Raw genomic sequence first — 19,177 nt, forward strand, 5'->3', positions numbered from 1 at the left:
GACGTTCACGCCCGAGATGCACGCCCCACCACCATCAGGCAGAGCCAACAAGCAACCTGCAGCGGGTTGCCGAGGGCAAACAGGCCGACATGGATCGGCAAGCCGCGAAGTCGATGCACAGTACAACCGCCAGCAGGCGACGCCTGTCAGCCAGCCGCTGCCGTGGCGCACCGCAGCGGCAACGGCCTCAGCCGCCGCTACCGAGGATGCGGGCGACCTGGTCGAAGAACAGGCAATAGACGGCGATCGGCAACGGCAGGCCGAGCAGCGTGCCGGCGAGGTAGGCGCGGAAAGGGATTCCCGACAGGCCGAGGGCGACGTTGAGCGCCGGCATCGTCTGGAACATCAGGCGCAGGCCGGCGACCGCCAGCTCCGGCGACGAATCGAGCTGCGCGAAGAGCCACCGCGCCCACGGCTGGCGGAACTCGCGCAGCGCGTTGCCGCCGATCCGGCGGACGACGAGGAAGGTTGCGGCGCAGGCGGTGGCGGCGGCGAGATAGGTGAGCACGCCGCCGTGCGCCGGCCCGAGCGCCACCACCGCCGCCGCCAGGAAGAGCCAGCCCGGAACCTGCAGCAGGTTGCCGAGTGCGAACAGGCCGACGTAGATCAGGAATCCCCACACCGGGTGCAGCAGCAGGCGCTGCCGGATCGCCTCGGCGCTGAAATGCTCGTCGGCCCCGAGCAACGCGCAGCCGGCGGCGAGCAGCGTCAGGAACGCGAAGACGGCGAGCAGGCGGCCGTGCCGCACGAGCAAGGCGCGGCCGCGCGCGCCGGCAGTCACCGCCGCCTCGCCGGCAGCCGGGTGAGTTGGCGGCGGTCGACGACGGCAGCGGCCGGCAGCAGCGCCGGGCGGGCCGCGCAACCACCGCCGGCCGCGCGGCACGCTTCCCGCTGCCGGCGGCTGCGCGCGCTCACGTGCGCAGCGCCGGCAGCGGCGTGCCTTTCGGCACGAAGGCGAGCGCGACGCCGTTGTTGCAGTAGCGCTTGCCGGTCGGTGGCGGGCCGTCGTTGAAGACGTGGCCCTGGTGGCCACCGCAGCGCGCGCAGTGGTACTCGGTGCGCGGGTAGATCAGTTTGTAGTCGGTCGATGTGCCGAGAGCACCCGGCAGCGCCTGCCAGAAGCTCGGCCAGCCGGTACCGCTGTCGTACTTGCTGGCGCTGTCGAACAGCGGGTTGGAACAGGCGGCGCAGACGTAGGTGCCCGCACGCTTCTCGTCGTTCAGCGGACTGCTGCCGGCGCGCTCGGTGCCCTCCTCGAACAGCACCTGGTACGCCGCCGGCGACACCAGCTGCTTCCATTCGGCGCGACTCTTCTGCAGCGGGAAGCTGCGCCCGCCACCGCCGGCAACGGCGAAGGGCAGCATGCCCAGGCCGAACAGGGCGCCGGCGGCGGTGATCAGTTGTCTGCGGTTCATCGTCTCTCTTCTCCGGTTGGGCACGACAGGCTCGGCAACCCAGGTCTCTTCGACCACGCTGCAGCGCCAGTGGTGCCACCTGCTGCGATTCTGGTGCCATTTGCTGCCGTTTCGTCGCCCGCGCCGGCTCTTTCCTTACAGCGCGCCGCGCACATTGCCACGCTTTCGCTACACTCGTCGACCTCGATCCGGAGAACTGCCAGGCCAACCACCCATGCCCTCCCACGACTCCGGCCGGCCAGGCGAGATCCTGCTCGTCGGCGGCGGCCACAGCCACGTCATCGTCCTGCGCGAACTCGGGTTGCGACCGCTTGCCGGCGCCCGCCTGACGATCGTCTCGATCGCTGCCCGCACCCCCTACTCCGGCATGCTGCCGGGCTACGTCGCCGGGCATTACGACTTCGACCAGGTGCACATCGACCTGCCGCGGCTGGCGGCCTTCGCCGGCGCCCGCTTCGTCGCCGACGAGGTGATCGGCATCGATCGCGGCGCCCGCCTGGCGCACTGCCGCAGTGGCCGCAGCCTGCCATGGGATCTGCTTTCGATCAACGTCGGCTCGACGCCGCGCATCGACCTCGGCGTCACCGGCGCCGCGCACGTCGTGCCGGTGAAGCCGATCAGCGGCTTCAACCAGCGCTGGCTGGCGCTGCTGCAACGTGCGCGGCTGCTCGCCGCTGCCGGCAGCGCGGCTGCGCAACCGCTGACGATCGCCGTCGTCGGCGGCGGCGCCGCCGGTGTCGAACTGCTGCTGGCCATGCAGTACCGCCTGCAACAGGAGTTCGCCACCCTGCGCGCCGACCCCGAGCGGCTGCGCTGGCACCTGCTGACGCGCGACGCGGACATCCTGCCGACGCACTCGCGCACCGTCCGGCAACAATTTCGCCGCGTGCTGGCGGCGCGTGGCGTGCAACTGCACCTCGCGGCTGCCGTCGATGACGCCGGTGCCGGCTGGCTGCAGTGGCAGGGGACGAACGGCGCCGGGCGGCTGGCCGCCGACGAGGTCGTCTGGGTGACCCGCGCGGGCGGCGCGCCGTGGCTGCGCGACAGCGGCCTGGCGGTCGATGACGACGGCTTCCTGTGCGTCGGCGAGACGCTGCAGGTGGCGGACGAAGCGCACATCTTCGCCGCCGGTGACTGCGCGTCGATGATCGACCACCCGCGCGAGAAGGCGGGCGTCTTTGCCGTCCGCATGGGCCGGCCGCTGGCCGGCAACCTGCGCCGCGCCGTCGCCGGCGGCAAGCTCATCCACTTTCGCCCGCAGCGCCGCTGGCTGGCGCTGATCAGCACCGGCGACCGCTGTGCCGTAGCCTCGCGCGGCGCCTTCCTTGCCGCCGGCCGCTGGGTCTGGCACTGGAAGGACTGGATCGACCGCCGTTTCATGCGTCTCTTTGCCGATCTGCCCGGAGGAAGCGCGTGAAGCCGCCGGCCGGTGCAGCCGGGCAGATCCGGTGCGCGCGATGAAGACGATCGGCCTCATCGGCGGCATGAGCTGGGAATCGACGCTGCCCTACTACCGGCGGATCAACGAAGAGGTCCGCGCCCGTCTCGGCGGCCTGCATTCGGCTAGGCTGATCCTCTACAGCGTCGACTTCCACGACGTCGAGCGGCTGCAGGAGGCGGGCGACTGGGATGCCGCCGGCGCCCTGCTGGCGCGGGCTGCGGTCGCGCTGCAGGCGGCCGGAGCCGACTTCCTGCTGCTGTGTACCAACACCATGCACCGTGTCGCCGGCGAAATCGAAGCGGCGGTGACGATCCCCCTGCTGCACATCGCCGACGCGACGGCGACGGCGGTCGCCGATTCGGGGTACCACACCGTCGGTCTGCTCGGCACACGCTTCACGATGGAGGAAGCCTTCTACCGCGACCGCCTGCAAGAGGTCCACGGCCTGCGCGTCGTCGTTCCCGCCGCCGCCGCGCGTGCCGCCGTCCATCGCATCATCTACGACGAACTCTGCCGCGGCATCATCCGCCGCGAGTCGCGCGAACTCTACCGGCAGGCGATCGACGAGCTGGCAGTGCAGGGGGCGCAGGCGATCATCCTTGGCTGCACAGAAATCGCGCTGCTCGTCGGCGCCCGCGACTCGCCGTTGCCCCTGTTCGACACCGCCACCCTGCACGCGCTGGCGGCGGTCGACCTGGCGCTGGCCTGAAGCGGCAGCGGTCGATGCGGCCGCGACGCCGCGGCGGCGGCGCGCGATCAGCGGCGGATGTCGACCTTCCAGCCGTCGCTGGTCCTGGCGAGAAACTGGACGGTCAGGACGTTGGGACCGTCGCGCGCCTCGAGCATCGCGTGCTCACCCTGCAGTTCGACCTTCTCGATCTGCTTGCGGCGCGCGGCGCCTTGGGCGCCGCCACGCATGCGGTCGAGGAACTGCCGGAAGCCGTCCTCGCCGAAGCTCGCTCGCATGCCCTCCAGCTCGTCGAACTTGGCGGGCGTCATGTATGGCCGGGCGCCGTCGAGCCCGCCGGCGAGCAGCGCCTTCTCGTAGGCGAGGAACGCGTCGGCCGGCGGCGATTTCTGCGCCTGCGCGCCGCGGAGGGTCTGTGCCTGGCCAAAAGGAATGGTCAGGACGAAGACGACCAGAACTGCGAACATCCGTAGCATCTGTTTCATCACGGTCTCCAGCAATGGATGGGGAACCCGGCGGTGCAGAGCGAGTATAGGGGTGCGTGTCAGACAGGGTCAATCGCAGGTATTCTTGCCGCAGCGGCTGGGGAACCGCCGCTGCAGCGTCCCGGGGCCGACTGATCCGCCGCGGTGAAGCGCGTAAGTTTTCACTGGCGACGGCGACGAAGCAGTGCCATCAGCAACCGCAACCCCCGGGCGAGGCGGCACATCGACACAGGCCCAACGCCCCGAACCCCAGCCCAGGAATGAGCATGAACAGCAAGAAGATCGCCATCCTCGCCGTCATCGTCGTCGCCGTCGTCGCCTACTTCCAGCTCGGACTCGGCCAGTATCTCAACCTCGATGCGCTGAAGGCGCAGCAGGTGGCGCTCGGAGATTACCATCGGCAGCACCCGTGGCAGCTTGCCGGCCTCTACTTCCTCGCCTACGTCGCGGTCACCGCACTGTCGCTACCCGGCGCCGCGCTGATGACCCTCGCCGGTGGCGCCATCTTCGGCCTGCTCTGGGGCACCGTGATCGTCTCCTTTGCCTCGTCGATCGGTGCCACGCTGGCTTTCCTGGCCGCGCGCTTCCTGCTCCGCGACTGGGTTGGCGGGCGCTTCGGCGAACGCCTCAAGGCGGTGGACGAAGGCATCCGGCGCGACGGTCCGTTCTATCTGTTCACGCTGCGCCTGATCCCGGTCTTTCCCTTCTTCCTGGTCAATCTGCTGCTCGGACTGACGGCGATGAAGGCGCGCACCTTCTACTGGGTCAGCCAGGTCGGCATGCTCGCCGGCACCGTCGTCTACGTCAATGCCGGCACGCAACTGGCGCGCATCGACTCACTCGCCGGCATCGTCTCGCCCGGCCTGCTCGCCTCGTTCGCGCTGCTCGGGCTGTTTCCCCTGCTGGCGCGCAGGATCGTCGACGCCGTGCAGGCGCGCAAGGTCTACGCCGGCTGGCGGAAGCCGCAGCGCTTCGACCGCAACCTGGTGGTCATCGGCGCCGGCAGCGCCGGCCTCGTCACTTCCTACATCGCCGCCGCCGTCAAGGCCAGGGTGACCCTGGTCGAGAAGCACCGCATGGGCGGCGACTGCCTGAATACCGGCTGCGTGCCGTCGAAGGCACTGATCCGTTCGGCCAGGCTGCTGTCACACATCGCCCGCGCGCGGGAATTCGGCATTGCCGAGGCCGAGGCACGCTTCGACTTCGCCGAGGTGATGGAGCGCGTGCAGCGGATCATCCGCACCGTCGAGCCGCACGACTCGGTCGAGCGCTACAGCCAGCTCGGCGTCGATGTGATCGAGGGCTCGGCGCGGATCGTCTCGCCCTGGCAGGTCGAGGTCAGCCGCCACGACGGCACGACGCAGACGCTCAGCACGCGCAGCATCGTCATCGCCACCGGTGCGCGGCCCTTCGTGCCACAGCTGCCGGGAATCGATGAGGTCGGCTACCTGACATCGGATACCGTCTGGAACCTGCGCCAGTTGCCGCGCCGCCTGCTCGTTCTCGGCGGCGGTCCGATCGGCTGCGAGCTGACGCAGGCCTTCGCCCGCCTCGGCGCGCAGGTGACGCAGGTCGAGCGTGGTCCGCGCATCATGCCGCGCGAGGATCCCGAGGTGTCGGCGATGGTCGCCGAGCGTTTTCGCGCCGAGGGCGTGCGGCTGCTGCTCGAGCACCAGGCGAAGGAGTTCGTCATCGAGCAGGGCGAGAAGATCCTGGTCGCCGAACATGCCGGCAACGCGGTCCGCATCCCCTTCGACGGCTTGCTGGTGGCCCTCGGCCGCATCGGCAACCTCAGCGGCTACGGCCTCGACGAACTCGGCATCGGCGGTGAGCGCACGGTCGCGATCAACGAATTCCTGCAGACGCGCTACCCGAACATCTATGCCGCCGGCGATGTCGCCGGGCCCTTCCAGTTCACCCACACCGCCGCGCACCAGGCATGGTACGCCGCGGTCAACGCCCTCTTCGCGCCGTTTCGCAAGTTTCGCGCCGACTACTCGGTGATCCCGTGGTCCACCTTCGTCGAGCCCGAGGTCGCCCGCGTCGGCCTCAACGAACAGGAGGCGAAGGAGCGCGGCATCGCCTGCGAGGTGTCGCGCTACGACATCGACGACCTCGACCGCGCGATCGCCGACGGCGAGGCGCATGGCTTCATCAAGGTGCTGACCGTTCCCGGCAAGGACCGCATCCTCGGCGTGACGATCGTCGGCGAGCACGCCGGCGACCTCATCGCCGAATACGTGCTGGCGATGAAACAGGGCATCGGGCTGAACCGCATCCTCGGCACCATCCACATCTACCCGACGCTCGCTGAGGCGAACAAGTACGTCGCCGGCGTCTGGAAGAAGGCGCACGCGCCGGCAGGACTGCTGCGCTGGGTCGAACGCTGGCACGGCTGGCGGCGCGGCGGCGGCTGAGCGGCCGGGCGGCTTGTGAGCCGATGAAGCCCGGCACCGATGGATGCCGGACGAGCCTCCTGTTAGACTGATGACGTTTTGAGATGACCCTCTGGGGTACGTTCGGTGTCCCCATGCCCTGAAGGCCGAAATCTGGGTCCTTGCGGACCGTGACCGGCAAGACCGCAGACTGGAACGACATCGCCAAGGGTTGCATCGCCTTTGCCCATGCAACGGGCGGCCGACTGCTCCTGGGCATTGCAGACGTCCAGAAGGTGAACGATAGGCGGCGCGGGAGGAGCACGCATGAGGCCAGAAGCCAAGGCACGGCAGCAGATTGACCAGAAGCTGGAACAGGCCGGCTGGATCATTCAGGACATCAAGCAGCTCAATCTGGCGGTAGGCACCGGCGCGGCCGTGCGCACGAGAATTGAACCAATGACAAAGGGTGTTGCGCAGAAGAAGGTCAGCCTTGGCCGATTCAGTCTCCTTGCCATCCCCGCTCCGCCGGCTGACGGGCAAGCACTGATTGTGCGGATGGTCAATGAAGTCGACCGCGATGCTGTAGAGCGACCGGCAACTGCCGCGCACGCCCTCAAACAATCGGCCGCCCAACGCCAGGACATCCTGCGCGCCGCCTTCGCCGGCCCACTGGTGCCGCAAGACCCGAACGACGAACCTGCGTACATTCTGCTGGAGCGTATCCGCGCTGCGCGCTTGGTTCGTACGGTGTCGCGTAACCACAAGAACTCAGCCGCCCGCACGGGGAGGAAACCAAAATGCTGACTCGCCTGGAAGTCGACGGCTTCAAGACCTTCGAGAACCTCGTTATCGATCTTGCCCCCTTCACGGTGATCGTCGGCAGCAACGCAGCAGGCAAGAGCAACCTGTTCGACGTCATTCAGTTGCTGGCCAACCTTGCAACCCGCGATGTCGCCGAAGCGTTCAAGGAGATGCGCGGCGAGCCACTGGAGCTTTTCCGCCAGACCGCTGCGGGACGAGGCCATCAGATTCGCTTGGCCGCCGAAGTACTGGTCGATCCGATCGTCCGCGATCCATGGGGAAGCGAAGTGCGGCTCAGCCATACCCGCATGCGCTATGAAGTCGCCTTGGAACGGAGAACGATCAAGCCGGGAATAGAGCGCATCCAGGTGGCTCACGAGCAATTGCTTCCGATCATGCGCAAGGATGACCGGTGGACAAGGTGGATGCCGCCCACCAAGGAATTCCGGGCACGGTACCTCAAGTACAATCGCAGCAAAGCCTGGTTGACGACCGAAGAGCGGACGGAGGGACTCACCTTCAGCGTCCATCAGGACGGCAAGCAAGGCCGGAATCGGCCGGCCAGTGCGGCCGAAGCGACCGTACTCTACAGCATCACAAATGCAGAGTTTCCACACCTGTTCGCTTTGCGGGAAGAAATGCGCCACTGGCGACTGCTGCAACTCGATCCAGCCCTGTTGCGCAAACCAGTGCCGGCGACCGCAAGCGATGTATTGGCTGCGGACGGTTCAAACCTGGCTGCCGTTCTCGCGCAAGTGAAGGCCGAGACGGCAACGAAGGAGCGCCCCGGCGGAGTTCTCAGCGATATCGTCGCCGAACTCAATGGCCTCATTCCTGGCATTACGGCGCTCGACGCCGATCTGCACGAGGCAAGTCGCGAATACCGCATCCAGCTCACGATGCGCGACGGAGTCCCGTTTTCGTCACGCGTGATTTCCGATGGTACGCTGCGTGTGCTGGCCCTGCTGACGCTCCTGCACGATCCGCGCCACAGGGGAGTGACCTGCTTTGAAGAGCCGGAAAACGGCGTGCACCCGGCAAGGATCAAACAACTGATCTGGCGTTTGCGGGACATGGTGAGCTATCCACAGGAATTCCTGGCGGGAGATGAACCGGCGCCGTTGAGCCAGCTGCTGCTCAACAGCCATTCGCCGGTCGTGTTGTCGGCCTTGATCGACAAGGAGTTCAGTCTGCGGACTGGGATCCTCTTCGCCGATACTGCTACCGTAAGCGATCCGGAAAAGAATGAGCAGCGCCGGAAGACACGCTTGCGCCCGGTTAGTGCAAGGCCGCAAACGACCCTTTTCGGCAACGACGATGTTCCGCAAGGCTTCGTATCGGACTGGGAGGTCAGGAACATGCTCGAAACGGTGAGCGCGGAGGGCTGAGCATGGATTACCTCGGTCTCGCGTTGTATGCGGAGGGCCCCACCGACTACAGCTTCCTGTGTCCGCTGTTGGCGAGACTCTGCGAAGACGTATGCACGCGCGACGCTGCGCATGCTGTAGAGGTGAGCGAAGTGCTGCGCCTGGACCATCCGCGCGCGGCAGATGAAGCGTCCCGAGCGCAGCGGATTGTGCTGGCGGCGCGTGAGGCACGGGATGCATGGCGCATACTCTTCATCCATGCCGACGGTGCGGGCGACCCTGAACGCAAACGCAGAGAACAGGCTCAACCGGCAATCGATGGACTGCATCAGGAGCACGCTGAGGCGCGTCTCGGTGTCGCCGTAATTCCGGTGCGCGAGACCGAAGCATGGGCCATCGTCGATGGCGATGCCCTGCGCAGGGTGTTTGGTACCACACTGACCGACGAGGCACTCGGCCTGCCTTCATCGGCTGGAGTCGCGGAAGCCACATCCGATCCAAAGGCGTTGCTGAATGCGACCTTCAACGCGACGCATCCCTCAGGGGTACGTCGAAGAAGAGGAGTCTCGCCGATGTTGAATGCCTTGGGAGAACAGGTATCGCTGCCGCGCTTGCGAGAGCTTGCGGCTTTTTCCATGCTTGAGTATGAACTGCGCCAAGCACTTTGACGACTGTCAATCGTGAAATGAATGCCTCTGCCCTGGTCCAGAAACCCTGGAACTTCTGCCACACGCTGCGCGACCCCGGCGTGGTTTACGGCGACTACCTGGAGCACCTACCTGCTGTTCCTGACGCAAGGTGGACTACGTGCTGGCCAACCCGCCCTTCGGCAAGAAGAGCAGCATGACCATCACCAACGAAGAGGGCAAGGAAAACAGACAGGCGTTGACCTGCGAGCTGCAGGACTTCTGGGAAACGACGTCAAACAAGCACCTCAACTTCCTGCAGCCCATCGCCAGCATGTCGAACATGGACGGAGAAGCGGCGGTGGTCTTGCCGGACAACGTCCTGCTTGAAGGTAGCGCCGACGAGAAGATTCGCCTTGAGCTGCTGGCGAGCTGCGATGTGCATACCATTCTGCGACTGCCGACGGGCATCTCTTGAGGGCAAGGCGTGCAGGCTGTAGTGTTCTTCGGCGCCAGGCTCAAAGACGGCCAGATCCACCCACACCAAGGGAGGCTTAGAGACCGGGCGCCGCGGCGGACGTCGGTGCAGCAGCGCCGCGCCTCACTCCATGCCGACGCTGGCCTCGGTGCGGAAGAACTGCTCTGCCCGGCGCTTGTCCTCGCCGCGATCGTTGTTGCGATCCGCGGGCGTCGCTTCGAAGTCTGCCCGCGCCGCCAGCACGGCGCGGCAGCTCATGTAGGCACGTGCCCGCTGTGAATCCAGGTCGTCCAGGTGGTCGTTGAAGAGAGCGACCAGCGCAGCCTTGCGACGGAACAGTTCGACCTGCCCGGTGAAGGTCTCGGCGCGCTCGTCGAGCAACGCCCGCACGCAGATCGTGAAATCCTGCTGCCGGCACCAGCTCGGCAGCGTCAGCGTGTGCAGCCGATGCGCCTCGCGGCCCAGGTCGGCATCCACTTGCAGAATGGTCTGCAGCAGTGCGTCCTGGTAAGCCTGGGCATGCCGGTACAGCGGCTCCTCGCAGGCCTCGCAGACCGGCGCGAGGAACTCGACCAGCCATTCGAGCAGGCTGCCGCGCGACTCCCGCTGCAGCTTCACCAGCGCCGCATCCTCGGCGCGCATGCGGTCTAGCGGCACGGCGGCGGCAGCACATGCCTCCTTTTCCCATGCCGCGAGGAGGTCGGCATCGCTGCGCGTCGGCCGGTCGCCGCGCGGCATCAGCTCGCCGCGCACCAGCAGGCTCCTCGCCTCCTCGTCGTAGGCGAAACTGATGCGCCGGTAGGCGATCGGCCAGTCCGAGAGCGAACTGACGTTGAGCTCGAGCAGCGGGCGCCGGTCGAGCGCGCGATGCAGCGCCCAGAAACCGCGGTGCGTGTGCGCCGAAAGGTAGACCAGGGGATGCTCGAGCCTTTGCATCAGGACGCGCAGGAGAACGCGCGACGGCAGCCCCAGCGAACGCCAGTTGTGGTGGCCGGCGAAGATGACGATGTCGCCACGGGCGACGGCCTCGTCCACCCACTGCGTCACCGCCCCGATCTGGTCGGGGTCGATGTGCCCCATGCTGCCCGGGCTGCGCCCCATGATCGTGTCCCAGATGCCCACCAGGCGGCCCGCCTGGTTCGTGTCCAGGCCGATGATGATCGTGTCGCGTGTCGCAGCCGGCGCACGCGGCAGGCGCAACCGCTGCGCGACGAAGGAATCGGCGTAGTCGAAGCCGTCGAGCACCTGTGCCTCGATGGCCGACAGGAAGGCACCCCCGTCGGGATTGCGCCAGCTCAGTGTCTGCCTGCCCTGCCCCGGCAGCGCCGCCAGCCCCGCCTTCGCCGGGCTACGCTGGCTCTGTTCGGCGAGATAGAGGCTGATGAAGTCACGTTTGGAGAACGCCTCGTTGTCGGTCCGGTGACGATCGTCGTCGGCCGCTGCGCCGCGCCGGCAGGCATGGTTCCACTTGCGGCCATCGGCATCGAGCATCGCCTGCAGCAGGCTGTAGGCATAGATGCCGAACATCAGGCCGTCATGGTTGCCGGGCAGGATCGCGCCCTCGGCAGGCGCGGTGCGAAAGATCCGCGCCATCCGCTCGGCCTCGCTGCGGCAGGACAGATCCATGACGTCGCCCAGGTGCAGGAAGGGCATGTCGGGATTGCTGCGCAACGCCCATTCGAGCAGGCGACGGCCGAACAGAAGCTGCTCGGGTGGCCGCTGCGCCACCTCGACGAAGGCATCGATGGCGCCATCGTTGTCGTGCACCGGGAAGCCGCTGGCGAGATGCTCCTGCGTGTCGCCGACGGCGATGAACGGCAGGGTCAGCGGCGCATGGCGCGCCGTCGGCGGCTCCGGATCGGGACCCGGCTGTGGGACGAAGCCGGCGCAGCCGCCGAGCAGTGCGAGCAGCACGGGCCATGCGCGACGAACCCGCAGTGAGCGGCGCGCAGCCGCGACAGGAGCACCGAGGCGCCCGCCAGCGTTCTCAGCCATCCAGGGTGCTGCGGCCGATGCTGCCGGCGATGCGCCGCAGGAGCCACTTCGGTACTGCCCGCCCGGCGATCGTCGCCGCCTGATTGAGCAGGCCGGGAACGCGGATCACCTCGCCCAGCATGCACGCCTCGTAGCCCTCGGCAGCGACCGCGTCGACGTCGGCAACCAGGAAACCCGGCAGCCGCGAGAGTGCTGCGCTCGCCTCGACGGCACCACGCAACATCGGCGTCGCGGTGATTCCCGGACACAGCGCCGTCACGGTGACGCCGCTCGCGCGCAGTTCCTCGGCCAGCGACTCGCTCAGCGACAGCACGAAGGCCTTGCTCGCCGCGTAGGTGGCAAGTGAGGGAACCGGCTGGAAGGCGGCGATCGAGGCGATGTTCAGCACCCGTCCACGCCCGCGTTCGACCATCTCCGGCACGAACTGCGCCAGCATCGCCGTCAGTCCCGAGACGTTGAGATCGATGAGCCGCTGCTGCCGCCCTGCGTCCATGCGCGCGAAGGCGCCGTGCTCGAGCACGCCGGCGTTGTTCACCAGGATGTCGATCGCCAGTCGCCGCCGCCGCAGTCTGGCCGCCAGCGCCGCCGCGGCGCCCGCCTGCGCGAGGTCGGCGGCGAGCACGACGACGCGGACGCCATGCTCGCCGGCCAGCGCCCGCGCCAGCTCCTGCAGCCGGTCGGCACGACGCGCGACCAGCACCAGCCGGTGGCCGGCACGCGCGAAGCAGTGCGCCAGCGCGGCGCCGATTCCCGACGATGCGCCGGTGATGAGTACGGTCGAGGGGTCCTCTGTCGGGTTCATGGCCTGCTTCCGCGGACGAGTCCATAGTATCGGGCGATCCCCGCGTTGTGCGCAACGGCGGGGTTTGCGCGGATCGGCCCCGACCAGTCGCAGCGCCCGATCGGCGGCGGGCTGGCATTCTACCCCCTGCCGGTCTATCCTTTCCGATGAAGCGCCTGCCTGGCCCTCCCGATCATCCTCCGGCGGCGCGACGGCGGAGAACCGATGCTCCTCGATCGCCTGACCCGACTCGTGCCGACGCGCGAACGACTCGCCAGAAACCGCTGGTTGCGCTGGCTGGGTCCGCTGCTGCTCGATCCGCAGCTCTGGCGCTGGTCGCGCGCGGGTGTCGCCCGTGGCGTCAGTATCGGTGTCTTCTTCGGTTTCCTGGTTCCGGTGGCGCAGATACCGCTGGCGGTCGTAACGGCGATCGCCCTGCGCGCCTGTGTACCGGCAGCCGTGACGAGCACCTTCGTCACCAACCCCGTCACCTTCGCACCGGTTTACTACGCCGCCTACCGCCTCGGGTTGTGGATCACCGCCGACCCGGCGGCAGCGGCGGAGCAGCCCGCCGCCGGCGCGAGCGCGGCGGAGCCAGGGCTGTGGCAGAGTCTCGGCGACATCGGCTGGCCGCTCTTCGTCGGGCTGACGATCACCGCCACCGCCGCCGCGCTCTGCTGCCACCTGACGATCCACCTCGCCTGGCGCTGGCTCGAGCGCCGCCGGCGACGACCCGACGCGCCGGGTGACGAGCCAGGCACCGGCGCAGCGGCCAGTCCACACGCAGCGAGCGGCGAACCGATGACGACGGCGGCAGAGCGGCAACGGCATGCCTGAAGGACTGCCAGCAGACCTGCAGCAGCCGCTCGCCAGCGGCGACCGCCTGCTGGTCAGCGGCACCGCTGTCTCGATGTCCGGCACCGGCAATGCGCCGTGTGCTTTGTGGAACGGCCTGCTTCGGCATGGCGTGTAACATTGCGCCAGACACCTCCCCGATACCCGCTTCCCCTGCGTCGAGCGCGATTTTCCACCGTGGGGTTGTTGGGAGTCGAGGAGGTGGTGATCGCATCCATCCTTCCCTTGTGGTTGACTACCGATGTGTGCGTCAAGGCATTGGCAAGTCCGGGAATCGGAGTAGCATTGAGCAAGGGAATTCCGTATCGTCGGCAAGATGGCGGATGCCCAGACCATCGCCGAAGGCAGCGACATTCGGGAGCTTGCCCTGCTGCGGCAGCGATACGGGGTTGGCCATTGGCGGAAGAGGAAGGGGATCGCCACGGTGCGCCTCTTTGATCGAACGACCGCCAGGGCAGAACTGCACTGGCATGGGGCGCATGGCATCGGCAAGGTGAAACTCAAGATAAGGGAATGGCTATGAGGTTTGTGGTTTGCCTGTCTCGCGAAGGATTTGGCGAGTTCTCGACGGATGACCTGACGCTCGGCCGGCTCTATGAAGTGCTTGCCCCGGCGGACAGCCACAGCATGCTGCGGATCATTGACGATTCCGGCGAGGACTTTCTCTACCCGGCTTCTCTTTTCGAGGCTGTGGAGGTGCCGGAGCAAACAGCCACCCGGCTGCACGAACTGTTGGCAGCGTGATGCAAGAGAGCCTCTTGCGAGACTGCACCCTGCAGGACTGATTTTTCTCGCGGCTGCAGACGACGGGGGGACGCGGGCGGCGGCTTCCGGCACGTGTCGTCTTGCAGACGAGGATCACGATCCCCGCCGAATGGATACGAGCCAACCGCAGCCGATCATGCAACGGTGGTACGTGGTTCAGCAGTGCCGGAAACAACCGGGACAGGTCGCCGCCGGGGTCACGCGTCCCGCGTGACCCCGCTTGCCGCAGGCAGGCGCTCCGCGCCTGCCTCCTGCTCCTGATTGGTGGACCTCAGGGCAAAGCGAAACCCCACGAACTCATTGCGGCTGCCGCGGGGCCACCCGCCGCGGAAGGCGGAGCGAAGCGCCCCAGCCCCGACGCTCCACGAGCCGCCGCGCACAACGTCGGTGGTAGGGTCCCCCGAGCCACGCGGATTCTCGACGGTCTCGTCAGCGTAGTCGCGGAGCCCGTCGGCACACCACTCCCAGACGTTGCCGTGCATCTCGTGGAGACCCCAGTCGTTCGGCGCAAAGGACTTCACCGGCACCGTCTTCTGCCGGAACTCGCCTTTCCTGCCCCCCGCATAGGGAATATTGCCGTTGTAATTCGCCTGCTCCGGACCGATCGTCGCGCCGACATTGAACGGCGTTTCGCTGCCCGCCCGGCACGCGTACTCCCACTCGGACTCGGTCGGCAGTTCCGCGACGACACCCGGCGCCAGCGAAGCCACGCGTTGCACGAAACCAGCGGCGCCACTGACCTCATCCCACGACACCCTCTCGACCGGGTTGCGCGCGTCTTCCCGGAAAGCGCTCGGGTTCTCCCCGCCCATCACCACCAGCCACAGCGCCTGTGTGCAGGCGGTGTCGGCAAGCCAGAAGCCGGTCGTCAGGCGCACGCGGTGCCGTGGCCCTTCCCGTTCCCCTCGCTCCGGCTCGTCGGCAGGCGACCCCATCATGAACTCGCCGGGTTCGATCCAGCGAAAGCGCTGCACGACGCCAGCCAGGTCGACGTCGATCCACAGCCCGTAGGCATCGTCACCCCAGGCGCTCGCGCAGGCAGGCGGCAGTACGGGCGGCCGTCGCGCGTCTTCGGACGGAAAGGGTCCGCCTGCCACGAGCGCTGCGCGGCTCATCGGGCGGGGCGGTGGCAGGCGGAGGCGGCGACCCGGGGGGCTGTCGGCGCCGGCATCCACCGTTCTCGCCTACCGGCGCCCCGGGCGCCTTGCGGTTCGCCGGCACGGCAAGCCGTGCCGGCAGGACGTCGCGTCTGCTCCATGGTTCTCGGCAAGTCCATGCCGTTGGCTCCATCGAGCTCAGGGCAAAGCGAAACCCCTGGTCGTTGAGGTTCTCGTTGCGGTTGTCGCGGTGCCTCTCGTTGCGGTAGGCGGAGCGAAGCCTCCTGGCCTCGTTGTTCCAAGAGCCGCCGCGCACGACGCGGGTGGCTTTCCTTTACAGTGACCGACATCCCTGCCCCACTATACCTGAAATTCATACGCCGCCAACAGCCGCTGCCGGAAGCCGAGGCTCTGGCAGCCGTCGAGCGTCGCCAGCGCGAGTTCGCTGGCGCGCTGCAGGTCGGCTTCCGACACCGTGCCGGTCGCCGCGACCCGCTCGATCCGCTGCAGCGCGGCGCGAAAGCGCGCCAGCTTGCGCCGGCTGGCGAGGATGACGCCCTGCCGGATGCGAAAGCCGCAGAACTGCGTCCCCTCTGCCGAGCGGGCGATGCGCAGCCGCGGCTTGAGGCTCAGCGCGCGCTCGTCCGCCAGGTGCGCCGCAAGCAGCGCGACGCTCTCCGCGGCCGCCTGCCGGCTGACGCAGCCCCAGACGATGTCGCCTGCGAGCTGGTTGAGGAAACGCGCAACCGCCGGCCGGCTGCTCTTGCCGCGCGCCGCCTTCCAGGTCGCGAGTTCGAGATTCCTGCGCTCGGCAAGTGCTGCGAGGGTGATCGCCTGTCGCTGCATGCGGGCTGCTCACGCCGGCGCCAGCGCCTGCTCGAGCAGCGCGAGAAAGCGCGCGCCATAGCGATCGACTCGCCCCGGCCCCACCCCCTCGATCCGGCCGAGCGCGTCGAGCGTCTTCAGCTTGCCACGCACCATGCTCGCCAGGTGCTCGTTGGTGAACACCGCGTATGGCGGGATTCCATCGGCCTCGGCGATGCTCTTGCGCAGTTCGCGCAGCTTGGCGAAGACGGCAAAATCGGCTTCGCTGAGCACTTCACGATAATCGACGCGGCGGGCGCTGCCCTGATCGAACTTCAGCGCTTCCGGCAGCGGACCCGGGCCGCTGGCGATCCGCACGCAGACCGCCCAGAACGACGACTCGCCGCAGGCGACGAAATGCCGATCGATCGTCAGCACCCGGCTTGCGGCGAGCAGCTGGTTGAGTTCGGCCTCGGCCGCCACGGGGTCGCAGGCCGGGATGGCGAAGAAACGCAGGGTCATCGCTGATCGCTCTCCTCTTTCACCGCTTTGTCTGCTTTCGTGATCGCTTCGGAATCGCCTTGCCCAGCTTGCCGCGCCCACCCGTGGCTGCTTCGGCATCCGCCGAAGCAGCCACGCTGCCTTCCCGTCCCGGGAAGGCAGCCAAACCCGGCGGGGCCTCCGGCCCCGCCGGGTTGAAGTCCTGCTGCAGGCGCTCCGCGCCCGCAACCTGCTCCTGGCTGGTGGACCTCAGGGCAAAGCGAAACCCCTGGGTGACGACGCGGAAGTCGCGGGGCCACTCGATGCGGAAGGCGGAGCGAAGCCACCCGGCCTCGAAGAGCCAAGAGCCGCCGCGCACGACGCACTCGCCCGCGCCCTCGGCGCCGCGCGGATTCTCCTGGTCGCTGCCGTCGTAAGCGCGCTTCCCGTCAACACACCATTCCCAGACGTTGCCGTGCATCTCGTACAGACCCCAGCGGTTCGGCGCAAACGACTTCACCGGCACCGTCTTCCGCCGGTAAACGCCTTTCTCGCCGCCTGCATAGGGGGAATTCCCACCGCAGTTCGCCTGATCGGGAGTGATCGTCAGACCGAAATTGAACGGCGTATCGCTTCCCGCCCGGCACGCGTATTCCCACTCGGCCTCGGTCGGCAATTCAGCAATGAGGCCGGGAACCAGCGAAGCCACACGCTGCAGGAAGGCACTCGCGTCATCCCACGACACGTTCTCGACCGGGTTGCGCGCATCGTCCTGAAAACGACTCGGATTCTCACCGCCCATCACCGCCCGCCACAGCGCCTGCGTGCACGCGGTGTCGGCGAGCCAGAAGCCCTTGGTCAGCCGGACGCGGTGGCGCGGTCCTTCGTCGTCATGGCGCTCGGGTTCATCGTCCGGCGACCCCATCATGAACTCTCCCGGGTCGATCCAGCGAAAACGCTGCACGACGCCATTGAGGTCGACGTCGAGATACAGGCCGTGGCCGTCGCGTCCCAGCTCGTTCGCCCACCGCGGGCGGTGCAGACGCGCCAGGCGATAATGGCGGCGACCGCTGTCGATGGCAATCGCGGAGAGCTTGGCTGCTTGTGCCACCGGCAGCGTCACCGGCGCCGTGCGTGGCTCGATCCATCGCTGCCGCCAGCCGGCATCGCTGCGCAGGCCACAGACGACACCGCCCTCGAGGGTCAGCGCCGGCCAGCGGCCGGGAGCCGCTTCGCCGCGATCCGGCAGCAGGACGAAGCGATCGTCCTGTTGCCGCAGCCACCACGTGCGCCTCACCGCGTCCGCACCGGCGCGCCGACGGGCGGCGGCGACGTCGGCCGGCCGCAGGCCGACGGGAATGTCGTCGACGCCGGCCAGCGCCCAGATCGGCGCCAGCAGCGACGAGTTCGCCTCGATCCACGCGCGGTCGCCACCGTGGCGATCGAACAGATCGTTGGCATAGCCGGCGGCGTCGCCCACCGTCTCCTCGGCGACGGCGCCGAAACGCGCGAACCAGTCGCGCGCTTCGGCGAGCCGGCCGACGAATTCGTCGCCGGCCGCTTCGAGCTTCGCATGCGCGTGCCAGATCAGCAGTTCGGCGCTTTCGGTCGCGCGACCGCGCCAGGCGTGCGCAGCGAGGATCCGGCGCAGGATTTCCTGCTGCTCGGCGGCGGCGAGCTCGTTGAAGCGATCGCGGTATTCGGCGACGCCGGCCGGGGTGAGTTCACAGAAGCGGCTGCCGGCAGCGACCGCCGGCGCGTACGACCAGGCGATCGCCTCGACGCCGGGTTCGGCGGCGGCGTCGGTGTCGATTCGGCGCAAGGCGCGCAGCAATCCGGGTTCGACGCGGACGCAGCAGGCCAGCCGCGTCAGCAGCGCCGGCAGCAGCGGGTGCCGCGCCGCCGCGCCGATCGGCGCGTCGCCAGCCGGAGCGACGGGTGGCGAGACAGGCGCCGTCGCCGTGCCGGCGTTGCGCGCGCGCAGCGCGCGCAGGCCGTGCGCGCCATCGAGGCAGTGCAGCTCGGCGTGACGCAGCGCCTCCGCCGGCACCAGCGCCGGTGACATCGGCAGCCAGGCGACCGGCAGCGCGCCGTGCTCGGCGAGGCGGCGCGTGAACTCCTGCCACGCCGCGGCGCGCGCGGGATCGCCGGCGAGCAGCCCGAGGTCACCGAGGATCAGCACCCGCGTCGCCGGCGGCGGCAAGGGAATCGGCCCGGCTGCGGCGGGCGGCGACGCGCGACCCGCCGCAGCGACCGCGCGCGCGGCGAACGGCGAGTCATCGACGACCCAAAGCCGCAGACCGCCCTGGCCATGCCGCCGGCGCACTTCGCCGAGCAGCTCGCGGTAGTCGGCGTCGTAGGGAACGAGCCGGTGCGCGACATCGACGACGACGTCCATCTCGCCGCCCCAGCGGCGCAGCAGCCGCCGCGGCAGGCGCTGCGGCGAACGCGCGCGCGACAGTTCGCCGACCAGCGCCGGCACGTCGAGCGGGCCGCGTCGCGGCGACGCCAGCGCGCGCTGCAACGCCGGCCACAGCCGCGTGCGGCCGACCAGCGGCGAGTGCGGCGCGTTGCCGGATCGCCGCGGCTGGCAGTCGAGGCGCGTCAGCGGCGGCAACGGCTGGCTGTGCGGCGGCGTCGCCGCGGCCTCGACGCTGTACTCGACGAGCGCGAAATGCGCCGCCGAGAGGGGTGGCCGGCGGCCGGCGGCGCTGGCCGGCG

The 19,177-nt window shown here is 68.5% G+C and carries 17 protein-coding genes and 2 pseudogenes; 11 read left to right on the top strand and 8 right to left on the bottom strand.

Features of this window, described 5'->3' with window-relative positions; all coding sequences use genetic code 11:
• Positions 1 to 187: 187 nt before the first annotated feature.
• Positions 188 to 781 carry a VTT domain-containing protein gene (locus HT579_16520; protein ID QKS30378.1) on the bottom strand — a complete coding sequence of 198 codons (594 nt, stop codon included), beginning with the start codon at positions 779 to 781 and terminating at the stop codon, positions 188 to 190.
• 130 nt (positions 782 to 911) lie between these two features.
• A complete protein-coding gene (gene msrB / locus HT579_16525; protein ID QKS30379.1) occupies positions 912 to 1,415 on the bottom strand; it encodes a peptide-methionine (R)-S-oxide reductase MsrB in 504 nt (167 codons plus the stop codon).
• A 214-nt stretch (positions 1,416 to 1,629) separates the two neighbouring features.
• On the opposite strand from msrB, the gene HT579_16530 reads away from it, so the two are divergent.
• Entirely contained in the window at positions 1,630 to 2,832 is a 1,203-nt protein-coding gene (locus HT579_16530; GenBank protein ID QKS30380.1) for an FAD-dependent oxidoreductase, read from the top strand.
• A 40-nt stretch (positions 2,833 to 2,872) separates the two neighbouring features.
• Positions 2,873 to 3,565, top strand: coding sequence for an amino acid racemase (locus tag HT579_16535; protein ID QKS30381.1), 693 nt, complete (start codon positions 2,873 to 2,875; stop codon positions 3,563 to 3,565).
• Positions 3,566 to 3,612: 47 nt separating this feature from the next.
• Here the strand turns inward: HT579_16535 and HT579_16540 are convergent, their stop codons facing one another.
• Complete coding sequence (locus tag HT579_16540; GenBank protein ID QKS30382.1) at positions 3,613 to 4,029, bottom strand: hypothetical protein; 417 nt, start codon at positions 4,027 to 4,029, stop codon at positions 3,613 to 3,615.
• Between the two features lie 266 nt (positions 4,030 to 4,295).
• On the opposite strand from HT579_16540, the gene HT579_16545 reads away from it, so the two are divergent.
• From HT579_16545 to HT579_16565, 5 genes and pseudogenes are all read left to right on the top strand, one after another.
• On the top strand, positions 4,296 to 6,446 hold the full coding sequence (locus tag HT579_16545; protein QKS30383.1) for an FAD-dependent oxidoreductase: 2,151 nt from the start codon (positions 4,296 to 4,298) through the stop codon (positions 6,444 to 6,446).
• 285 nt (positions 6,447 to 6,731) lie between these two features.
• Positions 6,732 to 6,821: pseudogene (locus HT579_16550) on the top strand (type III restriction endonuclease subunit R).
• A gap of 383 nt (positions 6,822 to 7,204) precedes the next feature.
• Entirely contained in the window at positions 7,205 to 8,596 is a 1,392-nt protein-coding gene (locus HT579_16555) for an AAA family ATPase (GenBank protein ID QKS30384.1), read from the top strand.
• Positions 8,597 to 8,598: 2 nt separating this feature from the next.
• On the top strand, positions 8,599 to 9,243 hold the full coding sequence (locus tag HT579_16560) for a DUF4276 family protein (protein QKS30385.1): 645 nt from the start codon (positions 8,599 to 8,601) through the stop codon (positions 9,241 to 9,243).
• Between the two features lie 130 nt (positions 9,244 to 9,373).
• Positions 9,374 to 9,958, top strand: a pseudogene (locus tag HT579_16565) (SAM-dependent DNA methyltransferase).
• Between the two features lie 1,708 nt (positions 9,959 to 11,666).
• Here HT579_16565 and HT579_16570 read toward each other — a convergent pair.
• Positions 11,667 to 12,476, bottom strand: a complete 810-nt coding sequence (locus HT579_16570) for an SDR family NAD(P)-dependent oxidoreductase (GenBank protein ID QKS30386.1) — start codon at positions 12,474 to 12,476, stop codon at positions 11,667 to 11,669.
• A gap of 204 nt (positions 12,477 to 12,680) precedes the next feature.
• Between HT579_16570 and HT579_16575 the strand changes: the two genes are divergently transcribed.
• The 4 genes from HT579_16575 to HT579_16590 all read left to right on the top strand — a co-directional run bounded on the left by HT579_16575 (position 12,681) and on the right by HT579_16590 (position 14,054).
• Entirely contained in the window at positions 12,681 to 13,292 is a 612-nt protein-coding gene (locus HT579_16575; protein QKS30387.1) for a DUF2062 domain-containing protein, read from the top strand.
• Positions 13,285 to 13,428, top strand: coding sequence for a hypothetical protein (locus HT579_16580; GenBank protein ID QKS30388.1), 144 nt, complete (start codon positions 13,285 to 13,287; stop codon positions 13,426 to 13,428). The genes HT579_16575 and HT579_16580 overlap by 8 nt, the downstream gene beginning before the upstream one ends.
• Before the next feature lie 198 nt (positions 13,429 to 13,626).
• Complete coding sequence (locus HT579_16585; protein QKS30389.1) at positions 13,627 to 13,833, top strand: hypothetical protein; 207 nt, start codon at positions 13,627 to 13,629, stop codon at positions 13,831 to 13,833.
• Positions 13,830 to 14,054, top strand: a complete 225-nt coding sequence (locus tag HT579_16590) for a hypothetical protein (protein QKS30390.1) — start codon at positions 13,830 to 13,832, stop codon at positions 14,052 to 14,054. The genes HT579_16585 and HT579_16590 overlap by 4 nt, the downstream gene beginning before the upstream one ends.
• 218 nt (positions 14,055 to 14,272) lie before the next feature.
• On the opposite strand, the gene HT579_16595 is transcribed toward HT579_16590, so the two are convergent.
• From HT579_16595 to HT579_16610, 4 genes are all read right to left on the bottom strand, one after another.
• Positions 14,273 to 15,190, bottom strand: coding sequence for a formylglycine-generating enzyme family protein (locus HT579_16595; GenBank protein QKS30391.1), 918 nt, complete (start codon positions 15,188 to 15,190; stop codon positions 14,273 to 14,275).
• Between the two features lie 342 nt (positions 15,191 to 15,532).
• Positions 15,533 to 16,018 carry a hypothetical protein gene (locus tag HT579_16600; protein QKS30392.1) on the bottom strand — a complete coding sequence of 162 codons (486 nt, stop codon included), beginning with the start codon at positions 16,016 to 16,018 and terminating at the stop codon, positions 15,533 to 15,535.
• A gap of 9 nt (positions 16,019 to 16,027) precedes the next feature.
• Entirely contained in the window at positions 16,028 to 16,498 is a 471-nt protein-coding gene (locus HT579_16605; GenBank protein ID QKS30393.1) for an HRDC domain-containing protein, read from the bottom strand.
• Positions 16,499 to 16,517: 19 nt separating this feature from the next.
• Positions 16,518 to 18,521, bottom strand: coding sequence for a formylglycine-generating enzyme family protein (locus HT579_16610; GenBank protein QKS31679.1), 2,004 nt, complete (start codon positions 18,519 to 18,521; stop codon positions 16,518 to 16,520).
• Positions 18,522 to 19,177 lie beyond the last annotated feature (656 nt).

Source organism: Candidatus Accumulibacter similis (assembly GCA_013347225.1).
GTDB lineage: Bacteria > Pseudomonadota > Gammaproteobacteria > Burkholderiales > Rhodocyclaceae > Accumulibacter > Accumulibacter similis.